Raw genomic sequence first — 25658 nt, 5'->3', positions numbered from 1 at the left:
TTTTCCGCCCGCGCCCCGCTCCAAACCTAAGGACCATGAAAAGGCGGCCGCCCGAGGGAATCGGGCGGCCGGGAAAGTCTTGGGGAAGAAAGCTAGGAGCAACAACGCCTCGCGGCGTCCTGAGGAAATCAAACGCCCGTTGGAGCCGAATGGCTACGATAACGCTGTCCACACGCGCGGTTTGCAGGGCCGCGCCCAAGTTCTGGGCGATGCGCGCGAACCGCCCTCGCCCTTCGCCCGAAATTTGGTCAGCTGAAGCTGCGCAGCGGCGGCAGCTGGATCAGGTGGAAATGCAGCACCAGCCAGATCACCGAAAACACGATCGCCGAGACCCAGGTGGTGGTGATCACCTTGCGCTTGATCTTGGGGTCCACCGGCGAGGAGGGATCGCCCCCGCCCTCCGGCTTGATGCCCGCCTCGGCGTGGCTGATCACGCCCAGCGGCAGGATGGACAGGAACACCACCCACCAGACGGTCAGGAAGACGGCGATCGAGACCGAAAGGCTCATCAGTGCGCCGCCTTGGGCTCGGCCATCAGCTCGACCAGCACCCCGCCCATGTCCTTGGGATGCACGAAGATCACCGGCACGCCGTGCGCGCCCATGCGCGGCTCGCCGGTACCCAGCACGGTCGCGCCCTTGGCCCGCATCTCATCGCGGGCGGCGTAGATGTCGGGCACCTCGAAGCAGACATGATGCTGCCCGCCCTTGGGGTTCTTGGCCAAAAAGCCGTGGATCGGCGAGGCCTCGCCATAGGGCTCGATCAGCTCGATCTGGGCGTTGGGCAGGTTGACGAAACAGACCCACACCCCCTGCTCCGGCATGGAGAACTTCTCGCCGATCGAGGTCGCGCCCAGCATGTCGCGATAGAGCTTCACCGACTCCTCGATCGAGGGAGTGGCGACGCCGACGTGGTTCAGTTTGCCGATCATGGAATGGGGTCCGCGCTATAAAGACGGCGAGGTTTGGCGCCGACGCGGGCCCGATACAAGCGGTCCGTAACGTCAGGGCCCGAGGGGGCCGGCGACCGGTTGCCGCGCGAGGGGGCTGATATCCCGCCCAAAGTGTCCCGGATGACAATTTATGAAATAGGCTCGCGAAATATAGCAAAATGAATAATGGACCAAATAATTATCGACTCTATACCGCCGCCGACAATAAACACAAAAACTCCGACTCCAAATATAAATCGACGAATAACAACCCCACCACCCCTTCTATAAAGAGATGAAATCTGCCTAAGGCCGCCAATATAGACGGTCGTGAATATTACCGCCATCACGTAAGCAGGAAGGGGAACTGCGGCGAAATCCACGCTTGTCGGTTGGACATTCATTTCCAGCGTCGCCATCTCGCTTTGCGTATTGATCGCTTCTCGGCAACCACACCTTCGATGCGAACGATGGTTGTTTGCGCTGCTTGAGGCCGCGCGCGATCTCACTCCGCATTTGATCTTAGCTAAGCTGCCGTAACTGGCGAGTCCGTGCAAGCGCTATCCGTCTGAATTTCCCCATCATTTCATGTTGGGGACAACTGAGGGCGGGCCACGTTTCTCAATGAACCGCGTCGCGCTTTAGACCGGAGACTACAGGGGTTAAGGGGACCCGATACACATCCCCCGCTCCTCCCACCCCTCCGCGGTGCGCAACGTCAGGCTCTCACCGGCTCCACGACGGGCTGATGCACAAGCGCCGTGGCGGCCCGGCTCGGCTTCCCCGAGAACCGCATCACCCCGTCTTCCAGCTTGCCATAGCGGAAGGCCATCAGGTCGAGGGCGTAGTTCTGGTAGACCCGCCAGGGCGCCTGGACGCCCTGCTTGGGGAACTTCTTCATGCCACGGGTGATGTAGCCCGAGCTGAAGTCGAGCCAGGGGGCGGCCTCAAGGTTCGGGTCGTCGTTCACCGGCCGGCATTCGCCGGCGCCGGTGCTGGCCATGTGGTTCAGCAGGCGGCAGACATATTCGGCGGTCAGGTCCGCCTTCAGCGTCCACGAGGCGTTGGTGTAGCCGAAGGTCGAGGCCAGGTTCGGCACGCCGCTGTACATCATGCCCTTGTAGGAGAAGGTGTCGGTCAGATCGACCGGCGCCCCGTCGACCACGACCTCAAGCCCGCTCATCAACTGCATGTCGAGGCCCGTGGCGGTGACGATCACGTCGGCCGGCAGGGTCTGGCCCGACTTCAGGCGAATGCCGTCCTTGGTGAAGGTCTCGATATGGTCGGTGACCACCGAGGCGGAACCACTCTTCAGCGCCGCGAACAGGTCGGAGTCGGGAACCAGGCACAGGCGCTGGTCCCAGGGATTGTAGCGCGGGGTGAAGTGGGTCTCGACGTCGTAGTCCGGCCCCAGTTCCTGGCGCACCAGGCCCAAGAGGCGCTGTTTGGCCTGGTCCGGGTGCTTGCGGGTGGCGTTGAAAAAATACATCTGCAGCAAGACGTTCCGCCAACGGATGATGTCATAGGCCAGCTTGGCCGGCAGGATCTTGCGCAGCTTGTTGGCCATGGCGTCTTCGCCCGGCCGCGAGACCACATAGGTCGGCGAGCGCTGCAGCATGGTCACGTGCGCCGCCTTGTCGGTCATGGCCGGCACCAGGGTCACCGCCGTGGCGCCCGAGCCGATCACCACCACCCGTTTGCCGGCATAGTCCAGGTCCTTGGGCCAGTGCTGCGGATGCACGATGCGGCCCTGGAACTCGGCCTCGCCCGGAAACTCCGGGCGATAGCCCTGGGCGTAGTTGTAGTAGCCCGCGCACATGTGCAGGAAATTGCAGGTGATCCGGTCCGGCTCGGCGCCCGGGCCGCGCTCGAACTCGACCGTCCAGGCCTGCTGTTCGCTGCTCCAGGAGGCGCGCTTGACCTTGTGCTGGTAGCGGATGTGGCGGTCGATGCCGTAGGCCTCGGCCGTCTCCTTCAGGTATTTCAGGATCGAGGGCCCGTCGGCGATCGCCTTGGCCTCCTTCCAGGGACGGAACGAAAAGCCCAGGGTGTACATGTCGCTGTCCGAGCGGATGCCGGGATAGCGGAACAGGTCCCAGGTGCCGCCCATCGCCTCGCGCCCTTCGAAGATGGCGTAGCTGCGGCCCGGGCAGCGGTTCTGCAGGTAGTAGCCCGCCCCGATCCCCGAGATCCCCGCGCCGACGACCAGCACATCGACGTGCTCCATCCCTGCTTCCTTCCGCTACGTCCGGAGGCGGCTCCGGCTTAGTGATCATTGATAACTTGACGCATTAGCGCAAATTTTGGCCGCTCTTGCAACCCTTCGCCCCGCGGCGTTTCACTGCGTCGGGACGGCCCGCCCCTGCCCATCGGTCCAGAAGGCGATCTTCGTCAGCAGCGCGGCCGGGTTGATCGGCTTGGCCACGTGGTCGTCCATGCCTGCGGCGCGGCAGGCCTCGACATGGGTCGGCAAGACGTTGGCGCTGAGGGCCAGGATCGGCGTGTCGCGGTTGAGCGGCGAATCGGCCCGGATGGCCCGGGTCGCGGCGAACCCGTCCATCACCGGCATCTGCAGGTCCATGACGATCAGGTCGAAGGGCTGGCTGCGCGCCGCCTCCACCGCCTCGGCCCCGTTGGCGGCCTCGGTCAGCTGCAGGCCGAACGGGGCCAGGATCGCCGAGACCAGCTCGCGATTGACCTGTACGTCATCGACCACCAGCACGCGCGCCGCGCCTACGCCGACCGGCTCTTCCGCTGCCGCGGGCGCGCTTGCGGTCGCCTCGACGGGCGGCGCCGGAATGTCGAACCAGAACACCGAGCCCCTGCCCGGCTCGCTGTCGACGCCGATCCGCCCGCCCATCAGCTCGACCAGTCCCTTGGAGATGGCCAGGCCCAGACCCGCCCCGCCATACTGCCGGGTGTTGGAGCCGTCGACCTGGCTGAAGCGCTCGAACAGGCGGCGGGAATGCTCCGGCGAGATGCCGACGCCGGTGTCGGCGACTTCCAGCCGCAGGCTCGGCTCAACCCCGCCCTGATGGCTCAGGGTGATGCGGACGCCGCCCCGATCCGTGAACTTGACCGCGTTGTTGAGCAGGTTCAGCAGCACCTGGCCGATGCGCCCGCTGTCCGCCAGCACCTGCGCCGGCAGGGCGCCGGCCGTGCCCAGATCGAGCGAAAGCCCCTTTCGCGCAGCCTCGTTGCGCACCAGCTCCACCGTCTGGCGCACGAAGTCGTCCGGATCGAAAGGCTGCGGATTCAGCTCGATCTGGCCAGCCTCCATCCGGGAGAAATCCAGGATGTCGTTGACGATCGCCAGCAGCGCCTGACTGCCGGCGATGATCCGATCGACGAAGGTCCTGGCGCGATCCGGCAGGCCGTCCATGGCCGAGAGCAGGCCCGCAAAGCCCGAGACCGCCGTCAGGGGCGTGCGGATCTCGTGGCTCATATTGGCCAGGAACTCCGACTTGGCCACCGCGGCCGCCTCGGCCTCGGCGTGCTTGCGCCGCAGTTCCTCTTCCATGGCCCGGCGGACGGTGACGTCGCGCATGACCGTCACCACGGCCGTGATCTGGCCGGCCTCGTCCAGGACTGGAGACGGGCTGCTTTCCATCCAGACCCAGCCGCCATCGGCCGTCAGCACGCGGAAGCTCAGGCGATCCTCCGGGATCTCCTCCCCCCGCAGCCGCCGCTGGCGGTCCTCGCGGGTCCGTTCGGAGTCGTCCGGGTGGCAATAGTCCCCGATCATCCGCCCAAGCATGTGCTCAGGCTCGTAGCCGAGCTGCCGGATGGAGGGGGAAACGTACTGGATGCGGCTTTCGTGGTCGTACTGGAAGATGATGTCGGTAGCGTGCTCGGCCAGGGTCCGATAGCGCGCCTCGCTCTCTTCGATCCGCAGGCGCGCTTCGACCTCATCGGTGACATCGCGCACCACGCCGAACAGGGCGACGATCCGACCGTCCGCTTCGCGCACCGCCTCGGCCCGGGTCTGCAGATAGATCATTCGCCCGTCGTCGGCCCTGAACAGCCGACCGGTGAAGTCCAGCGGCTCGCCGGTCTCGATGGTCGACGCCCAGGCGCTGGAAAGCTTCTCCTGGTCTTCCGGGTGGTAGAGCGCCAGGGCCTCAGCGCCGTATAGCGGCGCGGAATCCATGGATACGCCATGGACCTGGAACACCTCGGGCGACCATATCCTTTCGCGGCTCACCAGGTCGAACCGCCAATAGCCTATGCCGGCGATCTGAGCCGCCAGGCGCGCCGATCGCTCGGCGGATTCGGCTTCGGCCTGCCGGCGGCGCAGCTCGTCCTCCATCTCGCGACGGGCGTTGACGTTGCGCAGCGCCGTGACCGCCCCGACGATGCGCCCCTGCTCGTCGAAAATGGTCGAAGGACTGCCCTCGTACCAGACCAGGCTGCCGTCGGCGCATAGCACCCGCCGCTCGGTGCGCAGGCCCGGTGCGAACGGTCGACCGGCCTTGAGGCCCGCCCGCACCACAGCCATGCGCACCTCGTCCTCGGGATGCCCATAGGCGCTGACATGGGTCCCGACCATCTGCTCGGACGTATAGCCCAGCTGGCTGACCGCCGGCGATGCGAAGCGGATCACGCCGTCCGCGTCGTATTGGATGATGATGTCGCTGGCCCGTTCGGCCAGCATGCGATAGCGGGCCTCGCTCTCCGCCAGGGCCGCTTCGGCCGCCTTCCTGGCGCTGATGTCGCGCATGACCCAGACGAACTCGGCCAGTTCGCCCTGGGCGTCGCGGACCAGGTTGGGCGCCGCGTCCACCCAGACCCACTCGCCGGCCTTGGTCCTCAGGCGGATCTCGATATGGGCGTCCTCGTCCCGCAGCCGGCCGGCCAAGAGGTCCTCGATCAGCCTGCGCATCCGAGGCGAATCGTCCGGGTGGTTCAGCGACCAGCCCGGTTCGCCGACCAGGTCCTCCGGCTCGTAGCCATAGCGGCGGCAGCTGGCCGAGACGAACAGGCGGCGGAACTCCAGGTCATAGCGCATGACCAGGTCCGACATGTGCTCGGTCAGAAAGCGCAGGCGCGCCTCGCTGTCGCGCAGGGCGGAATCCGCCAGCTTGAGTTCGGTGACGTCCTGCAGGGTGCCATAGAGGGCGACGGTGCGGCCGGCGGCGTCCAACCGCGGCTGGGCCTTGGTGATGATGTGCCGGACGGCGCCGTCCGGACGCACCAGGCGACCCTGGAAACTGTAGCCGACGCCCTCACGCATAGAGCGCTGGATCGCGGCGCGCAGGGCGGGCGCATCTTCCGGGTGATAGACCGCCAGCACGCCTTCCAGGTCCGGCGGCGGTTGGCCGGGGTCGCGGCCGTGGATGCTGTAGGTTTCCTCGGACCATGCGATGCGGTCGCTGTCTGCATCCCACGACCAGGTGCCGACCCCGGCTATGTCGGCTGTCAGGCCCAGCAGGCGCAAACGGTCGTCTGCAAGGCGCGCCTGTCGCTCGCGCTCGATCGCCTCGACCCTCATGGTCAGCGCCCTGGAAACAGTGGCCGCCATGGCGCGGAGCCGTTCCACGGCCTCCGGCGTGAAATCCTGCCGTGGTTCGAAGTCGATGACGCACAGGGTGCCCACGTGGCTGCCGTCGTCCAGGACCAGCGGCGCGCCGGCATAGAACCTCAGTCCCGGCTCGCCGCGCACGAAGGGGTTGTCGCGGAAGCGGTCGTCCGTGGAGGCGTCGGCGATCACCAACACCTCGCCGCCGCGGACCACCCGGTCGCAGAAGGATTGGTCTCGCGGCGCCTGGCTCATCGCCAGCCCATGGGCGGCCTTGGCCCACGCCCTCTCCCGGTCGACCAGCGAGATGGCGGCCGCCGGGGTCCGAAACTCCAGGGCCGCAAGCCGGGCAAGATCATCGAACAGCGGCTCGCTGCCGGTGTCCAGAACCTGAAGCCTGTGCAAAGCTTCAAGGCGATCAGTTTCGTTCCTGTCCAGCGCGTCCCGCCCCATGCTCATCGCGGCCCCGGCGAACAATGCCAAGACTATCTATGCACGGGAATTGGCGCGAGCACAGTCAATAGAAGTTCAACAGCGCCAGGGTCTCTTCTATACGGTAGCGCAGTTCTCCAATATTTGAGAATCCCGCCATTCTATGTGAATAGAATTCTTGCTAAAGTTGCAAGACGGGCGCCGACCTTTCGGCGCATGCTACCTTTAATAGCGCCGGCCTGCGTCAATACGCCTCCGCTGACAAGGCGGCGGCGACTTGGCGGGATTTCCCCGCTCGGCCAAGGCCGCACGTCGGATCACCCCTCACTGCGCAGAAAAAGGCTGGCGGCGCTGGCAGTCAGAGTGCAAAAAGTCTCTGCTTTCGGGCAGAAGAACGGAAGAGCGCCTTCCCGTCGGGCGATTAGCTCGTGCCCCCCCCTGGCAAGCCCCTCATCGACACCGGCTAAAGACCGCTCGGTTCCATAAGCTGTCCTAAGCTCGAACGCGACGGCTGAAGGCGCCAGACGCCGAAGCAGGACATTCCGACGCGGCAATGATGGCTCGGACTGTGTAGTTGACAAGGAAACCACACCAATCTAGTTTCCTTGTCAACAAGAGGATCCCATGCCCTTCGATTCGCTCGCCTCCCCCCTGACATCCCATCTGGGATACTGGCTGCGATACGTCTCCAACCACGTGTCACACGCCTTCGCCCGCAGGCTGGAGGCCGAGGACGTAACTGTCGCGGAGTGGACCGTGATGAGGACGCTCTATGACGAGGACGACATTTCACCGAGCCGTCTGGCGGATCAGATGGGCTTGACGCGCGGCGCCATCAGCAAGCTGGCCGACAGATTGATCGCCAAGGGCCTGATCGCCCGCGAGGAAAATCAGGACGACCGCCGCGCGCATAGCCTGCGCCTCTCCCCGCCGGGCCGGGACCTGGTCCCGAAACTATCCGCCCTGGCGGACGAGAATGATCGTGAGTTCTTTGATCATCTGAGCGCTCAGGAACGGGCGAGCCTCGAACGAGTCTTGAAAGCCATCATCGAACAACGCGGCTTGAAGACGATCCCGCTCGCCTGAGAGCCGGCCGACCCCTCACCCCAATCTTCACGACGAAAGGATCGCGCCGTGAACGCGCAACAAAAGACGCTCGCACAGACATGCCTCGATGGGGCCGAGGCCGACACCATGACCTTCCCCGAGATCGTCGAAGCGCTGACGCACGGCGGATTCGAGAGCTACACGGTCGACTATCGCCGGTCGACGGCGACCTACTACCTGCCCAGTGGCGAAAGTCTTGAATTGGCGGCCCATGGCGACGGACTGACCGTGGGCGAGTCCTTCGACACCGAGGCGCTCAAGGGCGCCATTCACGAGGCCCAGACCCTGGCGCCCGGCTATACCTACAAAGGCTTCAGCGCAAAGGCCAAGGCCGCCGGTTGCGCGGGCTATCTGGTCTCGTTCCTGGGGCGGCGCGCCCTCTATTTCGCCCGGACCGGCGAGACCCACGCCGAACACTTCCCCACGCCCAGCTAAGAAGAAGCGTCGACGACCTGAAGGACCCGGAACGCGGGTGGTCGCTGCCGGGCTGTCGCCATTCAAGCACCGGGACTATGAAACCGCCCGCCGCTTCTATTCCATTGACGATGACCTGATCGAACTTGAGCTGGTCAGCGATTCTCGCGCTTAGCCCTGTCCGCGAGGCTTCAAGCGAATGTCTCCGATTGGCGACCGCCCGTCGGGTTTGGCGTTAGGTTGGACCTGCGACCGGTGTGGAGTGAAAGAAGCGGATCTTCCATGCTCCATCACGCCAGACGAACACCGCCGACTCGAGCCAGGTTTTCGGCTCGGCGCCCGCCGCGGTGGTGAACGTCCCTCTATTGGTCCAGGTGGCCCAGGCGAGATCGCAGGCCGAGTGACTTTCGGCCCCCTCGATATTCCACTGGGGTTTAGCTTACTGGACTCAGTCAACGCTCTCCCTCCCCCCTTGGCCTCGTAATGTCGGCAATATGGAAACAAGCTCGACTTTGGCAGCCTCTCCGGGATCTCGCCTTTTGGCGAGCAGCGCCCCAAGGGGGCTGCCAGAACATCGTCCTGGCAGCCGAGTGGGCGCTCAGAGGGGCCAACCAATGAGCGGGGACCACATACCGTCGTCACCGTGACGTCAGTAGGGCTGGGTCAAAAATGTTCACAGCTTCTCGCTACATACTTGCGCTGAGCCACGAGGGGGCGCACCGGAGAGCCATAAAATGACGGCCGCCAGGCAACCAGGCGCCGGCGCCGGCGCCGGAAGCGGCCTTTCCCAAGGGCAGAGATGAGTAAAAATCCCCAATCCCGATGTCCGCTTCAGAGGATCTGGCGCTGCAATAGGCGATCCGCTCGAATGACCGCTTCTGGCGAGGTCCTGCTCGGCCAAGCGAATGTCATGTGTAGGCCTGGCGTAATCGCTGTCAGGCATGTGGGACCGCGCGACGGCCACCGTTCGGCGTCTCAGAAAAGCACATTCCCGGTGACCCGGTTAGTAGTGTCTCCCCCGATCCATATGCCATCGTCGTCTTTGTCCAACGGGATACGGCAGAGCACCGTGCCTTAGCTCGCGAGACAGTGGCTTGGCGCTATCCCCGCCCCGATCAGCTATCGTGCGAGGCTCGCATTGAAACTGCCCGTGACCGGGTCTTCCGAGTCCATAACAGTGGAATCGCACCTCCGCGCTCACCCCAAGGCGCGATCACGCCGACGGACTGCGAACGACCATGGCCCATGGTGGCCTGACGGTGGCTAAGACAACAGCTGACCTCGGCGCTCAGTCTCTGGTTCTGGGAACGCACTCAGCGAAACGGTGACGCCCTGACAAGTCCATCACCGTGACCACCTCCCCGCCGAGCGGAGAGGTGGTCGGCGGCGAGCCTCAACTCTTAATGAACGCCAGCAGGTCGGCATTAATCTTGTCGGCCTGGGTCGTGCACATGCCGTGCGGGAAGCCCGGGTAGATGATCTTCTTGGCGTTCTTGAGCAGTTTCACCTGCAGTTCAGCGGCGTCCTTGTAGGGGACGACCTGATCGTCATCGCCCTGCATCACGAGAGTCGGCACGGTGATCGCCCCTAGGTCCTCGGTCTGGTCGGTTTCCGAGAAGGCCTTGATACCCAGGTAGTGTGCGTTGGCGCCGCCCATCATGCCCTGCCGCCACCAGTTCTGGATGATCCCCTGCGAAACCTTCGCGCCCGGCCGGTTGAAGCCGTAGAAGGGGCCTGAGGCCACGTCGAGGAAGAACTGCGAGCGATTGGCGGCGAGCGCTGCGCGGAAGCTGTCGAACACCTCTATGGGCGTGCCGCCTGGATTGCTGGCTGTCTTCGTCATCAGCGGCGGCACGGCGCTAATCAGCACCGCCTTGGCGACCCGATTTTGCTGCTGGCCAAACTTGGCGACATAGCGCGCCACCTCACCGCCACCTGTGGAGTGGCCAATATGGACTGCGTTCTTAAGGTCAAGGTGCTCCGCCACCGCCAAGGCGTCCGCGGCGTAGTGGTCCATGTCGTGGCCTTCGCTCGTCTGGGACGAGCGGCCGTGCCCGCGGCGATCGTGGGCGATCACCCGGAAGCCCTTGCTCAGGAAGAACAACATCTGGGCGTCCCAGTCATCGGAGCTCAGCGGCCAGCCGTGGTGGAAGTGGATCGGCTGGGCGCTCCTCGGCCCCCAATCCTTGTAGAAAATCTCCGTCCCATCCTTGGTCTTCACATAAGACATGCCGTGTTCTCCTGTGCGCGCTGTCGATTGATGGGATTTGCCGTGCTTGGACTTCGCAGCGGAAACCTGTCCCGCGGCCAGGCAGCTGACGGGGAAGCAGCTACTTCACCTTGCTAGAAAGCGCTTTTGACCACACCCCCATCGACGCGTAACGCCGCGCCGGTGGTGGCCGATGCGAGCGGGCTAGCGACATAGGCGACCAAGGAAGCGACCTCTTCCGGCGTGGCGAAGCGTTTGATCAGCGACGTCGGGCGAACCCGTTGGAAGAACTCGACCTCGAAGTCCGAGACGGTCTCGCCCTTCGCGGCGGCCAGGGACTCGACAAAATCCCCGACGCCTCGCGAGCGGGTCGGGCCGGGCAGGACGCTGTTGACCGTGATCCCTGTCCCCGCCACGGCCTCCGCCAGGCCACGCGCCACGGCGATCTGCGCCGTCTTCGTCACGCCATAGTGGATCATCTCCACCGGGATCTGCAGCGCACTCTCGCTGGATATGAAGATGATGCGGCCAAAGTCGGCCTGGCGCATCGCCGGCAGGTACAGACGCGCCAGACGCACCCCGCTCAGCACATTGGCTTCGAAGAAGCGCATCCAATCAGCGTCCGGTATGTCCTCAAATGCTTTCGGTTCGAAGATGCCGAGGTTGTTGACCAGGATTTCAACGCTCGGAAAGCGCTCGGACAGCGCCTCGGCGGCTGCGACCGTAGTCAGGTCTCCTGCGAAGCCTTGGACCTCCGCTCCCGTTTGCGCGCGGAGTTTCTGAGTAACGGCGTCGACGGCCTCCTGCTTGCGGCCGTTGACGATGACGCGCGCCCCTTCGCGGGCCAAGGCCTCGGCGATAGCAAGGCCGATCCCCGCCGTGCTGCCGGTTACGAGGGCCAAACGCCCATTCAGTCTCAGATCCATGACCGCGACTCCTCGTCGTTTGCAGACCGCGCCCCCGGCTGACCGCATCGGCGCGGCATCCAGACCCCGGGGTCACTCTGAACCACCAAAACCTCAATGCGTGAGGCCTAGCGCGCAGCCTCCTCGATCAGGGTCGCAACCTCTCCAGGATGCGAAACCATCACGACGTGGGAAGCGCCCTTGATCACGACGGCGCGTTTCGCCTTCGCACGGTCGGACATGAAGGCCATGGCGGCGGCCGGGATGTTGCGGTCCGCGTCACCGTAGATCGACCAGGACGGGATCGTCCGCCAAGCCGCGCCCACTTGGGGCTCGACGAGGGCGCCCTGGGCGATCGGGCGCTGGGTCGCCGCCATCACCGCGGTCTGGTCGGCCGGAACATCGGCGGCGAACTGCGGGCCGAACTTTTCCTGCTGAATGTAGAGATCAACGCCGCCTCCCGGCAGCGTCACCGGCGGCGCCAGCGCCTCCCCCAGGGTCGAACCCGGGAACTTTCCGCTCAGGCCCAGGCTGGTCTCGCCCGGCGCCGGCTCGAAGGCGGCCACATAGACCAGGGCCTTCACGTTCGGCTGGCCCACGGCGGCGGCCGAGATCACCGCGCCGCCATAGGAGTGACCCACCAGCACGACGGGGCCCGCGATCGCCGCGAGCGCGGCGCCGACATAGGCCGCATCGCCCTTCACGCTGCGCAGGGGATTGGCGAGCGCGACCACCGGATATCCGTCCTTGGCGAGCTTGGCGACGACACCGTTCCAGCTCGACGCATCGGCGAAGGCGCCGTGCACCAGCACGATCGTGGGCTTGCCGGGGTCCGGCGCAGCGCGGGCCGCAAGGCCCAGGCTGAGGCTGGCGAGGGCCGCGACCGCGGCGGTCTTGAGGATGGGCATTGCGAACCTTTCCTTGGTGGAAGTGAGGCGCCGGGATCGAAGACGGCGAAGCGCGCGGCTAGACGAAGCGCTGGATGAAGGCCAGGGCGGCTTCGGCGACTTCCCGCCAGCCCGTGTCGATGGTCAGGGAGTGCCCACGTCCCGGAATCTGCAGGTATTCCGAGACCGCATCCTGATTGGACCTCTGACGCTGGAAGGCGGCGCGAACAACGGCGGGGGGAACTGTATGGTCCTGCTCTCCGGCGACGATCAGGAGTGGTCCCCGGTGCGACGCGCGGGTGTCGACCCGCGCCTCCGTCCAGGGATTGAGGTTCGCGGCCGCCGCCTGGAAGATCGGACGACCCGGCGCCGGTGCGGCCTGGGCTTCGAACAGCGCCTGGCTCTCCGATGGGCTGACCGCATTCGCAAAGGCATAGCGGAACTGCGCCGCCGTAAGGGCCGTCCGCCGGCCCGCATTGGCAGGGCTCCGCAGCACAGGCCATGCTGAGCGCAGGGCCGAGATCGGCAGCGGGGTCACGCCCCGAAAGGGGGCCGGCGCAATCGCCACCGTCGCCGCGGACAGACCCCGTCCCGCCAAGATCTGGGCGATCAGGCCGCCGAACGAGTGTCCGACGATCGCGGGACGGCTGCAAAGCGCGCCGGCGAGCCGCGCGTAGTGCTGCGCGACGCGGCCGATGGTCTCCGCCCTTGGCTCTCCGGCTTCGTCGGACGGCCACGGCGGTTTCATCGCCACATAGCCGGCGCTCTCGAAGACCTCCGCCCAGGCGTCCCAGGATCGCGACGTCAGCCAAAGGCCATGGATGAACATCACAGGCTGCTTGGCGGCCGCATTGACCCGGGCGACCGTCTCTTCGGAGGTCTCGCTGTCCATGATCAATGGCCTTCGACGGCGAACAGGATCTCCGAGAAGCCGGGAACGGTCTCGACCCGGTTCCAGTCCCGTTGCAGCTCGCAGATCAGCTGCACCCAGCTCGTGGGCTGGGCGCCGGCCTGAAAGAGGCGCAGCAGCCCGGCTTGGTGGGCGTGCAGCGAGGTGCCGCCGACGGCGTCCACCACGGGATAGACCTCGAAGCCTTCGGCCAGCGCGTCGAGCGCGGGATGCACCAGGCAGACCTCGGTCCACAGCGCGGCCATGATCAGTTTCTTGCGACCGGTCGCGCGGACCGCGGCGACGAAGTCCTCATCCTCCCAGGCGTTGATCGATGTGCGATCGATCGGGGTGACCTCTGGGAACACCTCGGCGATCTGGTGGATCGTGGGCTGGTTACGTCCGGTCCCGACGTTCACTGTCGCGATGACCGTCGGCAGCCCGTATAGCTTTGCGATCCTGGCGACGGCGGTGATGTTGGCGACCAGGGTTCGCTTTTCCATCGATTGGATCGAGCTCACCTGCACCGGCTGATAGTCGATGATCACAAGGGCCGCGTTCTGGGGCGTCAGGAGATGGTCGGTCCGCGGGTCGCGGACCGTGGAAAACGAGGTCATGGCTGGAGTCCTTGGCTGGAGGTGGGTAGTCAGCGAGAGGCGGTGGTGACGAAGGTCGTGTCGCTGGGGCCGACGCCGGTCAGGCGCACGACCGCCGGTTCGTCACGGGTGAATGCGAAGTGCGGCGCGCCACCGGGTTCGGTGTAGAGGCCGCCGGCCGATAGCGGCTTGATCGGCGCGTCCTTCGAGCTTGCGCCGTAGCCGAAATACCAGGCGCCCGAGATCACCGTGGCGAAGCGGTCATCGCGATGGGTGTGCGGCGCGATCACCGTGTTCGGCGGCACATGAATCTCGAGCGCATAGGGACCCGGCTTGGCGGGATCGCCGTAGAGCAGCACCGTTCGAATGCCGCTGATCCCTGAAGTCCCTGCGCCCGCGCCGGACATTGGCAAGGCCTGGGTCTGATCGAAGGAGAGCGCGGTTTGCCCGAGGCGCCCCGCGCCGGCGGGCGCCGGGCGGCCGTCGAGAAAGTCGTGGATCGCCGCGACGGTGGCCGCGGGCTGCTCCTCCATGAGCCAATGCCCCGCGCCGGGAATGACCCGCTCCTTGACATTGACGGCGCCGGCCTGGGCGACCACCGCCATCATCGGGCCGAACGATTTCTCACCGCCGATCGCCAGCACCGGCATCGGCAGCTTGCCGTGCGTCGCAAGCCACGCGCGGTTGTCGGCCGCGTCCTGGTCGAAAGCGGCGAACTGGCGGAAACCCGCATGCATGCGGCCCGGCGCCGCGTAGAGCTCGGCGTAGTGGATGCGCGAGGCCTCGGGGAAATGGGCCGGGTCGGCGGAGAATTCGTTCCAGAAGCGGTCCAGATAGATCCGCTCGCGCCCTGCAACGAGACGCTCCATGTCCGGCCCGCCAAAGCGGAAATGCCAAAGCAGCGGGTTCTTGAGAATATCGTCCCAGGGCCCGACACCCGGCACCGGCGCGTCCATCAGCACCAGGTTCGTCACCCGATCCGAATGCCGCGCGGCCAGCGCGTAGGCGACCATGTTGCCGATGTCATGCGCCACCACGTCGGCGCGGGGCGCATGCAGCGCGTCCATCACGCCGATGACGTCTTCCGCCTCGTTCGCCTTCTCAAACCCGTCCGCAGCCTGCGCCGAGAGGCCGAGCCCGCGAAGGTCCGGAACGATCACCGTATGGTCGCGCGCCAGATCCGCCGCCAGGGGCGCCCACATGTCGCCGGTGTCGCCATAGCCATGCAGCAGCACGACCGCCGGCCCCTTCCCGCCGACCCGCACGTGGAGGGTCGTTCCATTGGCGGGGACCTCCTGGATGCGAAAGCCTGCAGGAAAATCGAAACCGGCGGCCCGGCCTGCCGAGGGCGTAAGCAGCGTGGCTGCCGCGGCGCCAGCCAGCATCAGCCGGCGAAACGAGCTTGTGAAGGTCATGCGCGGTCTCCGTCGGCCTGGGGCGGGAGGGGACAAGGGCGCCGCGGGCCACGACGACAGGCTGCGCCAATAACCGGCGGGGTGCGCGCTAGCTGATGTAAAGATTCGCAAAGGGACGTACGCGAGCGGCTAGAACCCTTGCTGGCGGCCGCTCGTGCGATGCAATCTCAGGCAAGCGGCGCGCGGGCCGCTCACCCCTGGATGAAGCCCAGCCTCGATGTCGGACTTACCGATCTTAAGCTTCGGCGCCTTCGAACTCTCGACCCGCCGCCGCGCCCTGACCTGTGAGGGCCGCCGCCTCCGCATCGGCAGCCGCGCCATGGATATCCTGCTGCTGCTCGCCTCACGGCCAGGAGAACTGGTCACCAAGGACGAGATCCAGCAGCGCCTATGGCCGGGCATCTTCGTGGACGAAGCCAGCGTCCGGGTCCACATGTCCTCGCTGCGCAAGGCCTTGAGCGCCGACGGGCTCGATCACATCCACACCGTGGCCGGCCGGGGCTACATCTTCGTGTCGCCCGTGACCTGGTCCGCCGAGCCGGAGCCGGCGTCCGCGCCTCAGGCTCACCCCCACCTCCCCTCGCGGCTCGAACGGCTGATCGGCCGCGCCACAGTCGTCGATGGCGTCGCCGCCCAGATCCTGGAGCGCCGTTTTGTCACCATCGTGGGGCCAGGCGGCATCGGCAAGACGAGCGTGGCGCTGGAGGTCGCAGGCCGGCTGGCCGATGAATTCGCCGACGGTGTGCGCTTCGTCGACCTCGCGACTTTGGAGGACCCCGAGACCGCGCCGGGCGCCCTGGCCATCGCGCTCGGCCTGCCCGTCCTGTCGGAGCTTTCGCCCGGCGCGTTGGCCAAGCCGCTCGCGGGGAAGCGGCTGCTGATCGTCCTCGACAATTGCGAGCGTCTGGCCGAGGCCGCAGCGACGGTCGCCGAAGCCATGCTTCGCGCGACCTCCGGGATCTGCGTCCTGGCGACCAGCCGCGAGGCGCTCCGCGCCGAGGGCGAGTGGCTGCACCGCCTGCCGCCACTGGCGACCCCCGCCTCCACCGAGATGACACCTTCCGCGGCCCTCAGGTACAGCGCTGTCGAGTTGTTCGTCGATCGGGTGGATGCGGCGGTGGGCGGCTATCGTCTGAGTCCAGAGGACTGCACCTATGTGGTCGAAATCTGTCGCCGTCTCGACGGGCTGCCGCTTGCCATCGAGCTGGCCGCAACGACCGTTGCGGCCCTGGGCGTGCGGGGTGTGGCGGAAGGCCTGGATGATCGCCTTGCCTTGCTCACCGGGGGAAGGAGGACCGCGCAATCGCGGCACCAGACTCTGCGCGCCGCGCACGATTGGAGCTACGACCTCCTGAGCCCACCGGAACAGCGGGTGCTCAACAGCCTGTCTGTTGTCGCGGGCGGCTTCGACCTGGCCCTGGCTTGCGCCGTCGCGGACGATCCCGCCACACCCCCGGACAAGGTCCGCAGCCTGGTCGGCGCCCTGAGCGGAAAGTCACTGATCGCCGTGGAAAGCGGCGGACGCAGTGTCCGATATCGGCTTCTGGAATCGACCAAGGTCTATGCGATCGAGAAACTCCAGGTTTCCGGCCATTGGGCTCGGGCGGCCCGAAACTACGCAGAGGCGACGCTGGCCTCCTTTTTGGGCGCGGCCGACGAGTGGGCGAGGCTGGGCAGCGACGCCTGGCTGGCCCTCCACGCATCCCGGCTCGAGGACGCGCGCGCCGTCCTGGAATGGGCCTTCTCGGAAGCGGGCGATCGCAGCCTGGCGCGCAAACTGACGGCCGAACTCTCGGCCATCTGGCTCCACATGGGCCTGGTGAGGGAGTGCCTGTCGTGGTGCCGCAGGGCCATGACGTCCGGACCGCAAGGCGCCGCGCCCGACGCCTCCGAGATGAAAATCCAGCACGCCTATGGGATTGCACACAGCTTCACGCACGGGACCGATCAGGTCACACGGTCCAACATCGCCGCCACCATCGATATCGCGCAAAGCCTGGGCAACCATGACTACGCCATCCGAGGCCTTTGGGCCTTGGCCTCCAGCGAGCTGAACGAAGGCGAACTCGAGCTGGCCCTGGTTCACGCCGCTCAGCTTCGGGACGCCGCAGATGGCGCGGCCGCCGCGGCCGAACGGTTGGTGGGCGAGCGGATTTACGGCAGCGTCCTGCATCTTCTGGGCCGCCACGCAGAAGCCCGCATCGCCCTCGAGCGCGCGCGAGACGCCTATGGCGTCCCAGGTCAGCGCGCTTCGGCAACCCGTTTTCAGTTCGATCAGCTCGTGCTCGCCCAGGGCTTCCTAGCCATGATCGCCTGGATCGAGGGGGATGAGACGGGCGCGCGGCTGGCGGCCGAGGCGGCGGTGGCAGAAGCCGTGAGCGTTGACCATGCCGGTTCCCTCGGCTTCGCACTCGACACGGCGATCACCCTGGCGATCCTGCGTGGCGACCTCGCGGACGCCGAACGCGCCAGCACGCGCCTGGGCCAGATGGGGGCGAACGTGGGCTTCGAAGTCTGGATGATCCGCGGCGAGATTCTCAGGGCGATCATCCAGGTCCGATCGGGCGATCTGTCGGCGGGATTGCCGCGTCTGCAGGCGTCTCTGGCCCCGCCGCGTCGGCGGATGGCGAGCTACCGGGCGCCGCTGTTTCTAGCCGAGTTGGCCCAGGCGGAGGCCGCGGCCGGACTGCCGGAGAAGGCGCTGGCGACGATCGACGACGCGATCGACTGGTTCCGAGGCGCCGACGCCTTCTGGTGCGCTCCAGAATGTTATCGGGTGAAGGCCGCGGTCTTGCGAACGCAAGGGGGACCCAATGCGACGCGAGAGGCTGAGGCCCTGCTTTCGCGTGCATTTGGATTGGCGCAAAGCCAAGGCGCGGTCGGTTGGCAGCAGCGAATCTCGACGGCCGCCGTCTGATGGTACTGTAGCCATAATCAGTTCGCCGTCTCTGCGACGCGTTTGGTGCGGCCCCAATTCGCCCTCCCCGTTTGACCTCGCAGTGTCAGCTTTGCGGAAGCAAACTGTGCCATGAAGCCCAGGTGCGCTTTGACCGGTATTGGCGAGCCCAAACAGACCAAGTGGACGGCGGCGGCGAGCCCGCAGTCAGGCATGCGACTGTGAATCAATGGCTCGGCTCCTGCGGCGCACCGCCGGAGCCGCCCGACACACAATCCTACTGCATCCCCGCCGCCTTAGCCTGCGCGATTTCTCCCTCCAGGTACCGCCTCTCGGCAGGATCGTCCGACAAGCCACAGGCCAGGATCAGAGCTTCGATGGCCTGGGCGACTTGCCCGGTCTCGGCAGACAGGCGGCCGAGGGCCGCCCAGTAAGGCTGGTAGTCGGCGATGCGGCGGTCATCGTTCAAACAGCGAAGAGCGGCGAGCCCGACCTCCGGCCCCTCGATGCGCGCCAGCACCAAGGCCCGATTCAGCTCGACCACCGGCGATGGGGCTAGGCGTCGCAGCAGGTCGTAGAGCGCCAAGATGTCCGGCCATGTGTCGAGCCCCGAGAGCCGCCGGGCGATGTGGGCTGACTGGATCGCCGCCTCGATCTGGAAGCGGCCGGAAGCGCCCGGCCGAGCCGAGGCGCGGGACAGCACCGCTTCGGCCTCGGCGAGCATGGCCTGGTCCCACCGCGCCACGTCCTGCGCCTCCAGCGGCGCATAGTCGCCGGCTGGGCAGCGGCGCGCCGGACGGCGGGCCTCAGCGTAAAGCATCAGGGCCAGAAGGCCCTCGGCCTCCCCCTCGCCGGGCATGAGAGCGGTCAGCAGCCGGCCGAGCCACACAGCTTCCGTCGCCAGGGCCTCGCCCTCGGGCTCGCCCAGTTCACGCCAGCCCTTGGCGAAAGCGGCGTAGATCGCCTGCAGCACATCGCCGAGCCGTTCGGGCCAGGCCTCCAGTGGTGGCGAGGTGAACGGCCGCCCCGCCTCGCGCAGCCGCGCCTTGGACCGCGACAGGCGTTGGCCCATCGTTCCCGGCGGAACAAGGAAGGCCGAGCCGATCTCCGCCGCCGTCAGGCCCAGGACCGCCTGCAGCATCAGGGGCGCGCGCACGGACGGATCGACCTCCGGCCCAGCGCAGGCGAACATCAGCGCCAGCCGCCGGTCGGGCACGGCCGGCTCGGCTGCGGCGGCCTCGATCTCCTCGCGCATCAGCACGAGATGCGGCTCGGCGGCGGCCGCCATTCCTCGCGCGCGATGCTGGTCCGCCAGCCGGCGGCGGGCCACCGCCAGCAGCCAGGCGTCAGGATTGTCCGGCGCCCCGCGGTCCGGCCACTGCGCCAGGGCTGCGGCGAAGGCGTCGCCCAGGGCGTCCTCCGCCGCAACGAGATCGCCGCTGCGCGCCGCCAGATAGGCCAGGAGGCGGCCATAGCTGTTGCGCGCCGCCGCCTCGGCCGCCGCTTGCGGAGCCCGGGCCATCAGCGCGGCGGCAACTCGCGGATCTGGCGCACCTCGATCGAGCCCCAGGTGGCCGCGGGGCAGCGCGCCGCCCATTTGCGCGCCGCATCCATGTCGGGCGCCTCGATGATGTAATAGCCGCCGAGCTGTTCGCGGGTCTCGGCATAGGGCCCGTCTTGCACACTGATCCCGCCGTCGACCACCTTGACCACGCAGGCCTCGGTGGTGGGCATCAGCGGCGCGGTCTCGATGAAGGCGCCGGCCTTGGCCAGGGCTTCGCGATAGGCGTACATCTGACTCATGAAGCCGGCCATCGCGTCTGGCGGAATGGCTAGGCCTGCCTTTTCGTCGGCGTAGAGCATCAACAGATAGCGCATCGGATCAACCTTGCTTGGCATCGCGGCCAGGGCGGCTCGCAACACTATGTCGGGTGACGGCGGCCCTTTTCGACAGCATGGGCGAGGATGCGCGAAAAAAGAAAGGATCGCCCCCTCCTCTCCTCAGCCGATTGCAATGTCGGCTTTGTAGAACTGGCGCTGGTGTAGCCTGCCTGGTCGGGAGGGCCGCTTCTGGCGAAACAGCGTCTGATCGGCGATTCTCACCGGATCGATCGTCAGTATCTGCTCCTGCAAGCATAGCGCCCAAGACGTAGGCGGCGCCTGACGCTCACATGGCATAGCCAAGGCCACCAGATGGCGCGGGGCAGCTTGACCGGAAATGACAAGCGGGCCGCAGAACTGCGACCAATTCTCGCCAGCATGACGGCGGGAGTCCGGCTCGAAATCCCGCCGAGGGGATCATGGCTGACGGGCGAGCCTTAAGGAATCAAGGTAGTCATGGGGTCTAGGGCCAAGATAATTCTGATGGCGGGCGCGTCGATGGGCCTCGTGTCGCTGGGGGCCGTCAGCACGGCGCAGGCCGCCGATCCGGCTCCGGCGGCCGCCGCTGTGCCAGCCACGTTGGGCGAGGTGATCGTCACCGCGCAGAAGCGCTCACAGAACATCCAGTCCGTCGGCGCCGCCATCACGGCCCTCGGCAAGGACACGCTCGCCGCCGTCGGTCGCCAGGACGTCACCGCCCTGTCCAACCTGGTTCCGAACCTGGAGGTGAACCAGTACAGCCCGACCGTCACCGTCTTCAACATCCGTGGCGTGTCGCAGAACGACTTTACGGATGCGCAAGAAGCGCCGATCGCCTTCTATGAGGACGAGGTCTACGTCTCCTCGCTGGGCGCCATCAGCGGCATGAATTTCGACCTCGACCGGATCGAGGTGCTGCGTGGCCCGCAGGGCACCCTGTTCGGGCGCAACGCCACTGGCGGCCTTGTCCAGTTCATGTCGGCGCGACCGACCAACAGCCTCTCCGGCTATGTCACGGCGACCGTCGGCAGCTACGACCAGTTCGCCACCGAGGGCGCGATCAGCGGCCCGCTGACCGACAGCATCCGCGCCCGCCTGTCCTTCACCACCAACAACGCCGACGGCTACATCAAGAACACGATGGGCCCCAAAATCGGCAACTCGGCCTCGTTCGCCCTGCGCCAGCAGTTCGACATCACCCTCTCGCCACGCGACACCCTTGTGCTGAAGGCCCAGGTGCTGCGCAATGACCACGAGCGTGACGCCGGCCTCTACAGCTGGGCCGCGGCGGCGCCCAACGCCCAGGGCCTGGGCGTCTTCGTCGGCCCCGGACAGAACCCCTTCGACAGCTGCAACGGCTGCGATCCGTTCGGCTATCGCAACGCCTCGGGCAGCCCGTTCGTGCAGAGCGAGAACCGCACGCCCTATTTCGACCGGACCTATGTCGGCGTCACCGCCCGCTACGAGCACAGGTTCGACTTCGCGACCCTGACCTCGATCACCGACTACCAGCACCTGACCAAGGGCTATGGCGAGGATTCTGACAGCTCGCCCAACCCGGTGTTCGCCTACGACACCCACCAGCACTTCTACCAGGCATCGGAAGAGCTGCGCCTTGCGGGCGAGACACCCCGGATGCACTGGATCGTCGGCCTGTACGGCCTGAACATTCACAGCGACAACGCCTACCAGATCGACGCCACCCAGATACTGGGCTTCAAGAACAACTATGGCGGCACGCTGATCACCGACTCGGCGGCTCTGTTCGGCCAGACCGAATATGCGCTGAACGATCAGTTCAGCCTGATCACCGGCCTGCGCTATTCCTACGACCACAAGCACCTGGAATATACCGACGTCACCAATGGCGTCGAAGACTTCAACTACGCCACCACCTACCCGCAGCTCGCTGACAAACGGTTCGAGGAGTTCAGCAACTGGTCGGGCAAGCTGGAGCTGGACTACAAGCCGAACCGCAACGTCCTGGTCTATCTGAGCGCCAACCGCGGCACCAAGGCCGGGGGCTTCAGCACCCTGTCCGGCGGGCCATTCGCCGAGGCGGCGGTCGCGGCCATCCCCTTCCGCCAGGAGGTGCTGACCAACTACGAGGGCGGCTTCAAGCTGACCTTGTTCGACCGCACCACCCACCTGAACGCGTCGGTGTTCGACTACGTCTATGATGGCTATCAGGCTTTCACCAATGTCGGGCTGTCGCAGGTGGTGCACAACTACGACGCCTCGGACAAGGGCTTCGAGCTGGAAGTCAACACCCGCCCCCTGCCCGGCCTCTACATGTCGGCCTTCCTGACCGTGCTCGACACCAAAATTTCGCATGTGGTCACGCCGGTAGGCGCCGTGATCAATCCGGAAATGCCGCAGGCGCCGAAGACTTCGGTCGGCGTTTCGGCCCGCTACCAGTTCCCGCTTGGGCCGGGCGATGCAGCGATCGGCACGGACTGGAAATACGACTCGCGCCAGTTCCTGGAGGCCTGGAACGCCCCTGTCGACTACGAGCCGGCCCGCACCATCGGCAATCTCCGCCTCAGCTATGCGCCTGCCGGCGGCCATATCGAGGGCGCCTTGTTCATCAACAATGTCAGCGACGTCCGCTATCGGGTCTACAATCTCGACTTGTCGGGGCTCCTGGGGATCGTCAACCAGACCTACGCCAGGCCGCGCACCTTCGGCGGCAGCTTGACCTATCGGTTCTAGGGGCGCTCCCCACGGCGGAACTGGTCGGGCGTCAGACCGAACTTGCGGCGGAAAGCGCGAGTGAAGCTGGCGTTTTCGCCATAACCCAGGCGAAGCGAGACCTCGCCGATCGGCGCCGCGCCTTCCTGCAGCAGGCGGCAAGCCGCCTCCATCCGTCGATCCAGCAAGAGTTTGCGAAACGACATCCCCTCGACCGCCAACCGCCGGCCCATGGCGTGGACCGACAGCTGCAGCTCGCCGGCGATCTCCTCAGCGGTCACCGACCGGGCGATGCGGGCGTCGGTCAGCAGGCGGCTGACCCGCTCGGAGAGACGGCTCGGCGTTCCTCGCTCGCTCATCGCGGCCTGCAGGTGCGCGGTGACGATCGGATAGAGCCGGGTGCTGAGCCGGGGCGAGCGCGCGTCCAGGATTTCGGCATTGAAGACAATGGCGTTGAGCGGCTGGCCGAAGAAGACGTCGCAGCCGAAATAGTCGGCATAGACCTGATAGGCCCCTACGCGCTCGTGCTCGAAATAGACCTCGATCGGGGTGAAGCGGCGGGCGTACTCCTTGATCAGGTGATAGGTCGAGCCGATCGAATATTCGGCGTCCTGGCGGCGGGCGGTGATGCGGCTGTCCCGGATCTGGTAGGCGATGGTGAGCTGGGTCCCCTGCGGCCTCACCTCCAGCAGGGTCCCTTCCTGCAGCACGTCCAGGAAGCGGGTGAAGCCCGCCAGGGCCTCGCGCAGGGTGGGCGCGCTCATGAACATGAAGCTGAGCGCGCCCAGGGCGCCGGCGTCGGTGGCCTGGGCCGCCTTCAGGCCGAAATGCGGGTCGCCGACGGCCGCGGCGGCCTTTTCGAACAGGGCGACATAGGTCGCCAGGGGCGCCATCAGCTCGATGTCGTCCAGCGCCGCGGCCGAGACGCCATGGCTGCGTAGCAGATCGCCCGGATCGACGCCGCGCGCCCGGATCTGATCGACCACGTGCACCAGGATCTGGGTGGAGATGCGCGGAGGATCGGTCGCCATGCGGCGAAGAGACTAGGCCTTGACGGTCGACTCGTAAAACTGGGAGCCGGGCCCGCGCGGCGCGCGAACGCCGCGGAATTCCCAGTCCCCGCCCATGGCGGTGGACAACACCTCCTCAGAAGCGCTGGGCTGGGCGCCGCAATCCTCGCGGACAGCGACCGGGCCGGCGACAATGCGGTTGCCGAGCCGGCCCAGGCCCTCGACCTCAACCTCCACCAGGTCGCCCGGCTGCACGGGGCGGCTGCCCGCCGGCGTGCCTGACAAAAGGACATCGCCCGGCTCCAGGGTGATGGTGCGGGCGATGTCGGCGACCAGATAGTGCATGTCCCATTCCATGTCGGCGGTGTCGCCGTCTTGGACCAGCTTGCCGTTGACGTAGGTGCGGATCTTCTTGTTGCGGAAGTCCCAGCCCTGAACCAGGCCGGGGCCGATCGGGCACAGGGTGTCGGAGCCCTTCACCCGCAGCATCGAGCCGGAATCGGTGTCGCGGAAATCGTGCAGGCCGTAGTCGTTGGCCACCGCGTAACCGGCGATGTAGCCGGCGGCTTCAGCGGGGCTGATGTTGCGGCAAGCCCGGCCGATGACGATGGCGATCTCGCCCTCGTAGTTTAGGTACCGGCAGCGCTCCGGTCGCACGATGTCGCCGCCGTGGCTGTTCAGGGCGGTCACCGGCTTGTGGAAATAGGTTGGCGCGGCCGGCAGCTTGGTCATGAACTCTTTGACCCGGCTGTGATAGTTCAGGTGCACGCAGATGATCTTGCGCGGCTCGCAGGGCGGCAGGTGGATCGCCTCGGCCACGGCGACGCGGCGGCCGTCCCGGGCGACCAGCTCGTCGCCGTCGGGGGTTACGATCAGCGGATAGCCGTTCAAGAGAATACGCCGATATTCCTGGACCATCCCGCGCCTCCTTGGACAGATTAGGGCGAGCCTACCAGCCCTCGCCGCCGCTGGTTTGGCCGTTCCGGCCAAGGTCGGGGACCCAAGGGCCGCTAGAGTGCCGGTCCGATCCGACGCTTGACGGTCAAAGGACCAGGATGACGCGATGAAAGGCCTCTTCTATCCCCGCACCCCGACCGGGCGCGCCTCGATCGTCCCGCCACCCCCCTGGCACTATTCCGGCGAACTCCTGACCTTCGAATACCGCACCGATCCGGCCGCCGTCGCGGCCCTGTTGCCGGAAGGCATGACCCTGGCGGACGAGGATCCGGGCGCCGTCGCGGCCATCTGGGCCGATTGGCAGAGCTGCTCCGACGACTTCTCCGAGATCCTCGACCCCGTACGCGGCCAGTACAAGGAGATGTTCTTCGTCGTCCGCTGCAAGTTCCAGGGCAGGACCTATTCCCGCTGCGTCTACATCTGGGTCGACAAGGACTTTGCGATGCTGCGCGGCCAGCACCAGGGCTATCCCAAGAAGCTGGGCTCGATCCATATGAGTCGGCCGGTCACCCTCGGCAAGGCCGGGCCGCGGCTGGAGCCTGGCGGAACCTTTGGCGCTACCCTCTCCGCCATGGACCGCCGCCTGGCCCAGGCCTGCTTCACCCTCACCGCCCCGGCGGAGCGGCCGGGCTTCGTCAACGGCCTGCCCATGGTGCACAACCGTTGGCTGCCGGCGATCGAGACTAACGGGACCGACAGCCTGTCGGAGGTGGTCACCATGTCCGGCTATGACGGCCAGATGGGCCGCTGCTTCCAAGGCGATTTCGACCTGGAGCTGTTCGACTCGCCGGTCGAGGAACTGATGGATATCCGCCCAATCGAGAAGATCGGCGCCTACTGGCACGAGGTCGGGGTGTCCTGGCGAGCCGGGACCACTCTGGCGCGCAACAATCTGACGTAAGAGCGACGCGGCCCGGACCGTGCGGGCCGCGTCGTTACGG

20 protein-coding genes are annotated in these 25658 nt (G+C 66.4%); 5 read left to right on the top strand and 15 right to left on the bottom strand.

The genetic code is table 11. The features are described from left to right. Positions 1–248 precede the first annotated feature (248 nt). The 5 genes from KCG34_RS01895 to KCG34_RS01875 form a co-directional block, all read right to left on the bottom strand. Positions 249–509 carry a DUF1467 family protein gene (locus KCG34_RS01895; RefSeq protein ID WP_211938713.1) on the bottom strand — a complete coding sequence of 87 codons (261 nt, stop codon included), beginning with the start codon at positions 507–509 and terminating at the stop codon, positions 249–251. Then, on the bottom strand, positions 509–931 hold the full coding sequence (gene mce / locus KCG34_RS01890) for a methylmalonyl-CoA epimerase (RefSeq protein WP_211938712.1): 423 nt from the start codon (positions 929–931) through the stop codon (positions 509–511). The genes KCG34_RS01895 and mce overlap by 1 nt, the downstream gene beginning before the upstream one ends. Positions 932–1080: 149 nt before the next feature. Continuing rightward, the gene (locus tag KCG34_RS01885; RefSeq protein WP_211938711.1) at positions 1081–1350 is read right to left on the bottom strand and encodes a hypothetical protein; all 270 of its coding nucleotides are present in this window, start codon (positions 1348–1350) and stop codon (positions 1081–1083) included. A gap of 299 nt (positions 1351–1649) precedes the next feature. Next, positions 1650–3158, bottom strand: a complete 1509-nt coding sequence (locus tag KCG34_RS01880) for a flavin-containing monooxygenase (RefSeq protein ID WP_211938710.1) — start codon at positions 3156–3158, stop codon at positions 1650–1652. Positions 3159–3269: 111 nt separating this feature from the next. Then, on the bottom strand, positions 3270–6854 hold the full coding sequence (locus tag KCG34_RS01875) for a PAS domain S-box protein (protein ID WP_211938709.1): 3585 nt from the start codon (positions 6852–6854) through the stop codon (positions 3270–3272). Positions 6855–7505: 651 nt separating this feature from the next. Here KCG34_RS01875 and KCG34_RS01870 point away from each other — a divergent pair. Together KCG34_RS01870 and KCG34_RS01865 are read left to right on the top strand one after the other, a co-directional pair. Further along, positions 7506–7967, top strand: coding sequence for a MarR family winged helix-turn-helix transcriptional regulator (locus tag KCG34_RS01870; RefSeq protein WP_211938708.1), 462 nt, complete (start codon positions 7506–7508; stop codon positions 7965–7967). A 48-nt stretch (positions 7968–8015) separates the two neighbouring features. Next, the gene (locus KCG34_RS01865; protein ID WP_249138178.1) at positions 8016–8423 is read left to right on the top strand and encodes a DUF1398 family protein; all 408 of its coding nucleotides are present in this window, start codon (positions 8016–8018) and stop codon (positions 8421–8423) included. 1372 nt (positions 8424–9795) lie between these two features. On the opposite strand, the gene KCG34_RS01860 is transcribed toward KCG34_RS01865, so the two are convergent. The 6 genes from KCG34_RS01860 to KCG34_RS01835 all read right to left on the bottom strand — a co-directional run bounded on the left by KCG34_RS01860 (position 9796) and on the right by KCG34_RS01835 (position 15303). After that, entirely contained in the window at positions 9796–10632 is an 837-nt protein-coding gene (locus KCG34_RS01860) for an alpha/beta fold hydrolase (protein WP_211938707.1), read from the bottom strand. A gap of 113 nt (positions 10633–10745) precedes the next feature. Further along, complete coding sequence (locus KCG34_RS01855) at positions 10746–11537, bottom strand: SDR family NAD(P)-dependent oxidoreductase (RefSeq protein ID WP_211938706.1); 792 nt, start codon at positions 11535–11537, stop codon at positions 10746–10748. A gap of 107 nt (positions 11538–11644) precedes the next feature. Continuing rightward, the gene (locus tag KCG34_RS01850; protein WP_211938705.1) at positions 11645–12424 is read right to left on the bottom strand and encodes an alpha/beta fold hydrolase; all 780 of its coding nucleotides are present in this window, start codon (positions 12422–12424) and stop codon (positions 11645–11647) included. A gap of 58 nt (positions 12425–12482) precedes the next feature. After that, a complete protein-coding gene (locus tag KCG34_RS01845; protein ID WP_211938704.1) occupies positions 12483–13295 on the bottom strand; it encodes an alpha/beta hydrolase in 813 nt (270 codons plus the stop codon). Between the two features lie 2 nt (positions 13296–13297). Further along, positions 13298–13909, bottom strand: a complete 612-nt coding sequence (locus tag KCG34_RS01840) for a hydrolase (protein WP_211938703.1) — start codon at positions 13907–13909, stop codon at positions 13298–13300. A gap of 29 nt (positions 13910–13938) precedes the next feature. Beyond that, entirely contained in the window at positions 13939–15303 is a 1365-nt protein-coding gene (locus KCG34_RS01835) for an alpha/beta fold hydrolase (protein ID WP_249138177.1), read from the bottom strand. 319 nt (positions 15304–15622) lie between these two features. Here KCG34_RS01835 and KCG34_RS01830 point away from each other — a divergent pair, with 319 nt between their 5' ends. Further along, positions 15623–18220 carry an ATP-binding protein gene (locus tag KCG34_RS01830; protein WP_211938702.1) on the top strand — a complete coding sequence of 866 codons (2598 nt, stop codon included), beginning with the start codon at positions 15623–15625 and terminating at the stop codon, positions 18218–18220. Positions 18221–18476: 256 nt separating this feature from the next. Here KCG34_RS01830 and KCG34_RS01825 read toward each other — a convergent pair whose 3' ends face one another. Both KCG34_RS01825 and KCG34_RS01820 read right to left on the bottom strand, forming a co-directional pair. Further along, entirely contained in the window at positions 18477–19721 is a 1245-nt protein-coding gene (locus tag KCG34_RS01825) for an RNA polymerase sigma factor (RefSeq protein WP_211938701.1), read from the bottom strand. Beyond that, positions 19721–20077 (bottom strand): YciI family protein, encoded by a 357-nt coding sequence (locus tag KCG34_RS01820; RefSeq protein WP_211938700.1) that lies wholly within the window; start codon positions 20075–20077, stop codon positions 19721–19723. Before KCG34_RS01820 ends, KCG34_RS01825 begins: the two co-directional genes overlap by 1 nt. A 486-nt stretch (positions 20078–20563) precedes the next feature. Between KCG34_RS01820 and KCG34_RS01815 the strand changes: the two genes are divergently transcribed. Beyond that, entirely contained in the window at positions 20564–22771 is a 2208-nt protein-coding gene (locus tag KCG34_RS01815) for a TonB-dependent receptor (RefSeq protein ID WP_211938699.1), read from the top strand. Here KCG34_RS01815 and KCG34_RS01810 read toward each other — a convergent pair. Both KCG34_RS01810 and KCG34_RS01805 read right to left on the bottom strand, forming a co-directional pair. After that, positions 22768–23781, bottom strand: coding sequence for an AraC family transcriptional regulator (locus KCG34_RS01810; protein ID WP_211938698.1), 1014 nt, complete (start codon positions 23779–23781; stop codon positions 22768–22770). The two genes, KCG34_RS01815 and KCG34_RS01810, sit on opposite strands and share 4 nt — an antisense overlap. A gap of 12 nt (positions 23782–23793) precedes the next feature. Then, on the bottom strand, positions 23794–24678 hold the full coding sequence (locus KCG34_RS01805; RefSeq protein WP_211938697.1) for a fumarylacetoacetate hydrolase family protein: 885 nt from the start codon (positions 24676–24678) through the stop codon (positions 23794–23796). 145 nt (positions 24679–24823) lie between these two features. On the opposite strand from KCG34_RS01805, the gene KCG34_RS01800 reads away from it, so the two are divergent. Next, positions 24824–25618, top strand: a complete 795-nt coding sequence (locus tag KCG34_RS01800; protein WP_211938696.1) for an acetoacetate decarboxylase family protein — start codon at positions 24824–24826, stop codon at positions 25616–25618. Positions 25619–25658 lie beyond the last annotated feature (40 nt).

Origin of the sequence: Phenylobacterium montanum, from assembly GCF_018135625.1 — a bacterium.
Taxonomy (GTDB): Bacteria; Pseudomonadota; Alphaproteobacteria; order Caulobacterales; family Caulobacteraceae; genus Poindextera; species Poindextera montana.
This window is presented reverse-complemented; position numbering and strand designations above follow the sequence as displayed.

Coding starts and splice junctions, on each gene's coding strand:
- KCG34_RS01895 (WP_211938713.1), bottom strand. CDS start 509: ATGAGCCTTTCGGTCTCGATCGCCGTCTTCCTGACCGTCTGGTGGGTG.
- mce (WP_211938712.1), bottom strand. CDS start 931: ATGATCGGCAAACTGAACCACGTCGGCGTCGCCACTCCCTCGATCGAG.
- KCG34_RS01885 (WP_211938711.1), bottom strand. CDS start 1,350: ATGGCGACGCTGGAAATGAATGTCCAACCGACAAGCGTGGATTTCGCC.
- KCG34_RS01880 (WP_211938710.1), bottom strand. CDS start 3,158: ATGGAGCACGTCGATGTGCTGGTCGTCGGCGCGGGGATCTCGGGGATC.
- KCG34_RS01870 (WP_211938708.1), top strand. CDS start 7,506: ATGCCCTTCGATTCGCTCGCCTCCCCCCTGACATCCCATCTGGGATAC.
- KCG34_RS01860 (WP_211938707.1), bottom strand. CDS start 10,632: ATGTCTTATGTGAAGACCAAGGATGGGACGGAGATTTTCTACAAGGAT.
- KCG34_RS01855 (WP_211938706.1), bottom strand. CDS start 11,537: ATGGATCTGAGACTGAATGGGCGTTTGGCCCTCGTAACCGGCAGCACG.
- KCG34_RS01850 (WP_211938705.1), bottom strand. CDS start 12,424: ATGCCCATCCTCAAGACCGCCGCGGTCGCGGCCCTCGCCAGCCTCAGC.
- KCG34_RS01845 (WP_211938704.1), bottom strand. CDS start 13,295: ATGGACAGCGAGACCTCCGAAGAGACGGTCGCCCGGGTCAATGCGGCC.
- KCG34_RS01840 (WP_211938703.1), bottom strand. CDS start 13,909: ATGACCTCGTTTTCCACGGTCCGCGACCCGCGGACCGACCATCTCCTG.
- KCG34_RS01835 (WP_249138177.1), bottom strand. CDS start 15,303: ATGACCTTCACAAGCTCGTTTCGCCGGCTGATGCTGGCTGGCGCCGCG.
- KCG34_RS01830 (WP_211938702.1), top strand. CDS start 15,623: ATGGATATCCTGCTGCTGCTCGCCTCACGGCCAGGAGAACTGGTCACC.
- KCG34_RS01825 (WP_211938701.1), bottom strand. CDS start 19,721: ATGGCCCGGGCTCCGCAAGCGGCGGCCGAGGCGGCGGCGCGCAACAGC.
- KCG34_RS01820 (WP_211938700.1), bottom strand. CDS start 20,077: ATGCGCTATCTGTTGATGCTCTACGCCGACGAAAAGGCAGGCCTAGCC.
- KCG34_RS01815 (WP_211938699.1), top strand. CDS start 20,564: ATGGCGGGCGCGTCGATGGGCCTCGTGTCGCTGGGGGCCGTCAGCACG.
- KCG34_RS01810 (WP_211938698.1), bottom strand. CDS start 23,781: ATGGCGACCGATCCTCCGCGCATCTCCACCCAGATCCTGGTGCACGTG.
- KCG34_RS01805 (WP_211938697.1), bottom strand. CDS start 24,678: ATGGTCCAGGAATATCGGCGTATTCTCTTGAACGGCTATCCGCTGATC.
- KCG34_RS01800 (WP_211938696.1), top strand. CDS start 24,824: ATGAAAGGCCTCTTCTATCCCCGCACCCCGACCGGGCGCGCCTCGATC.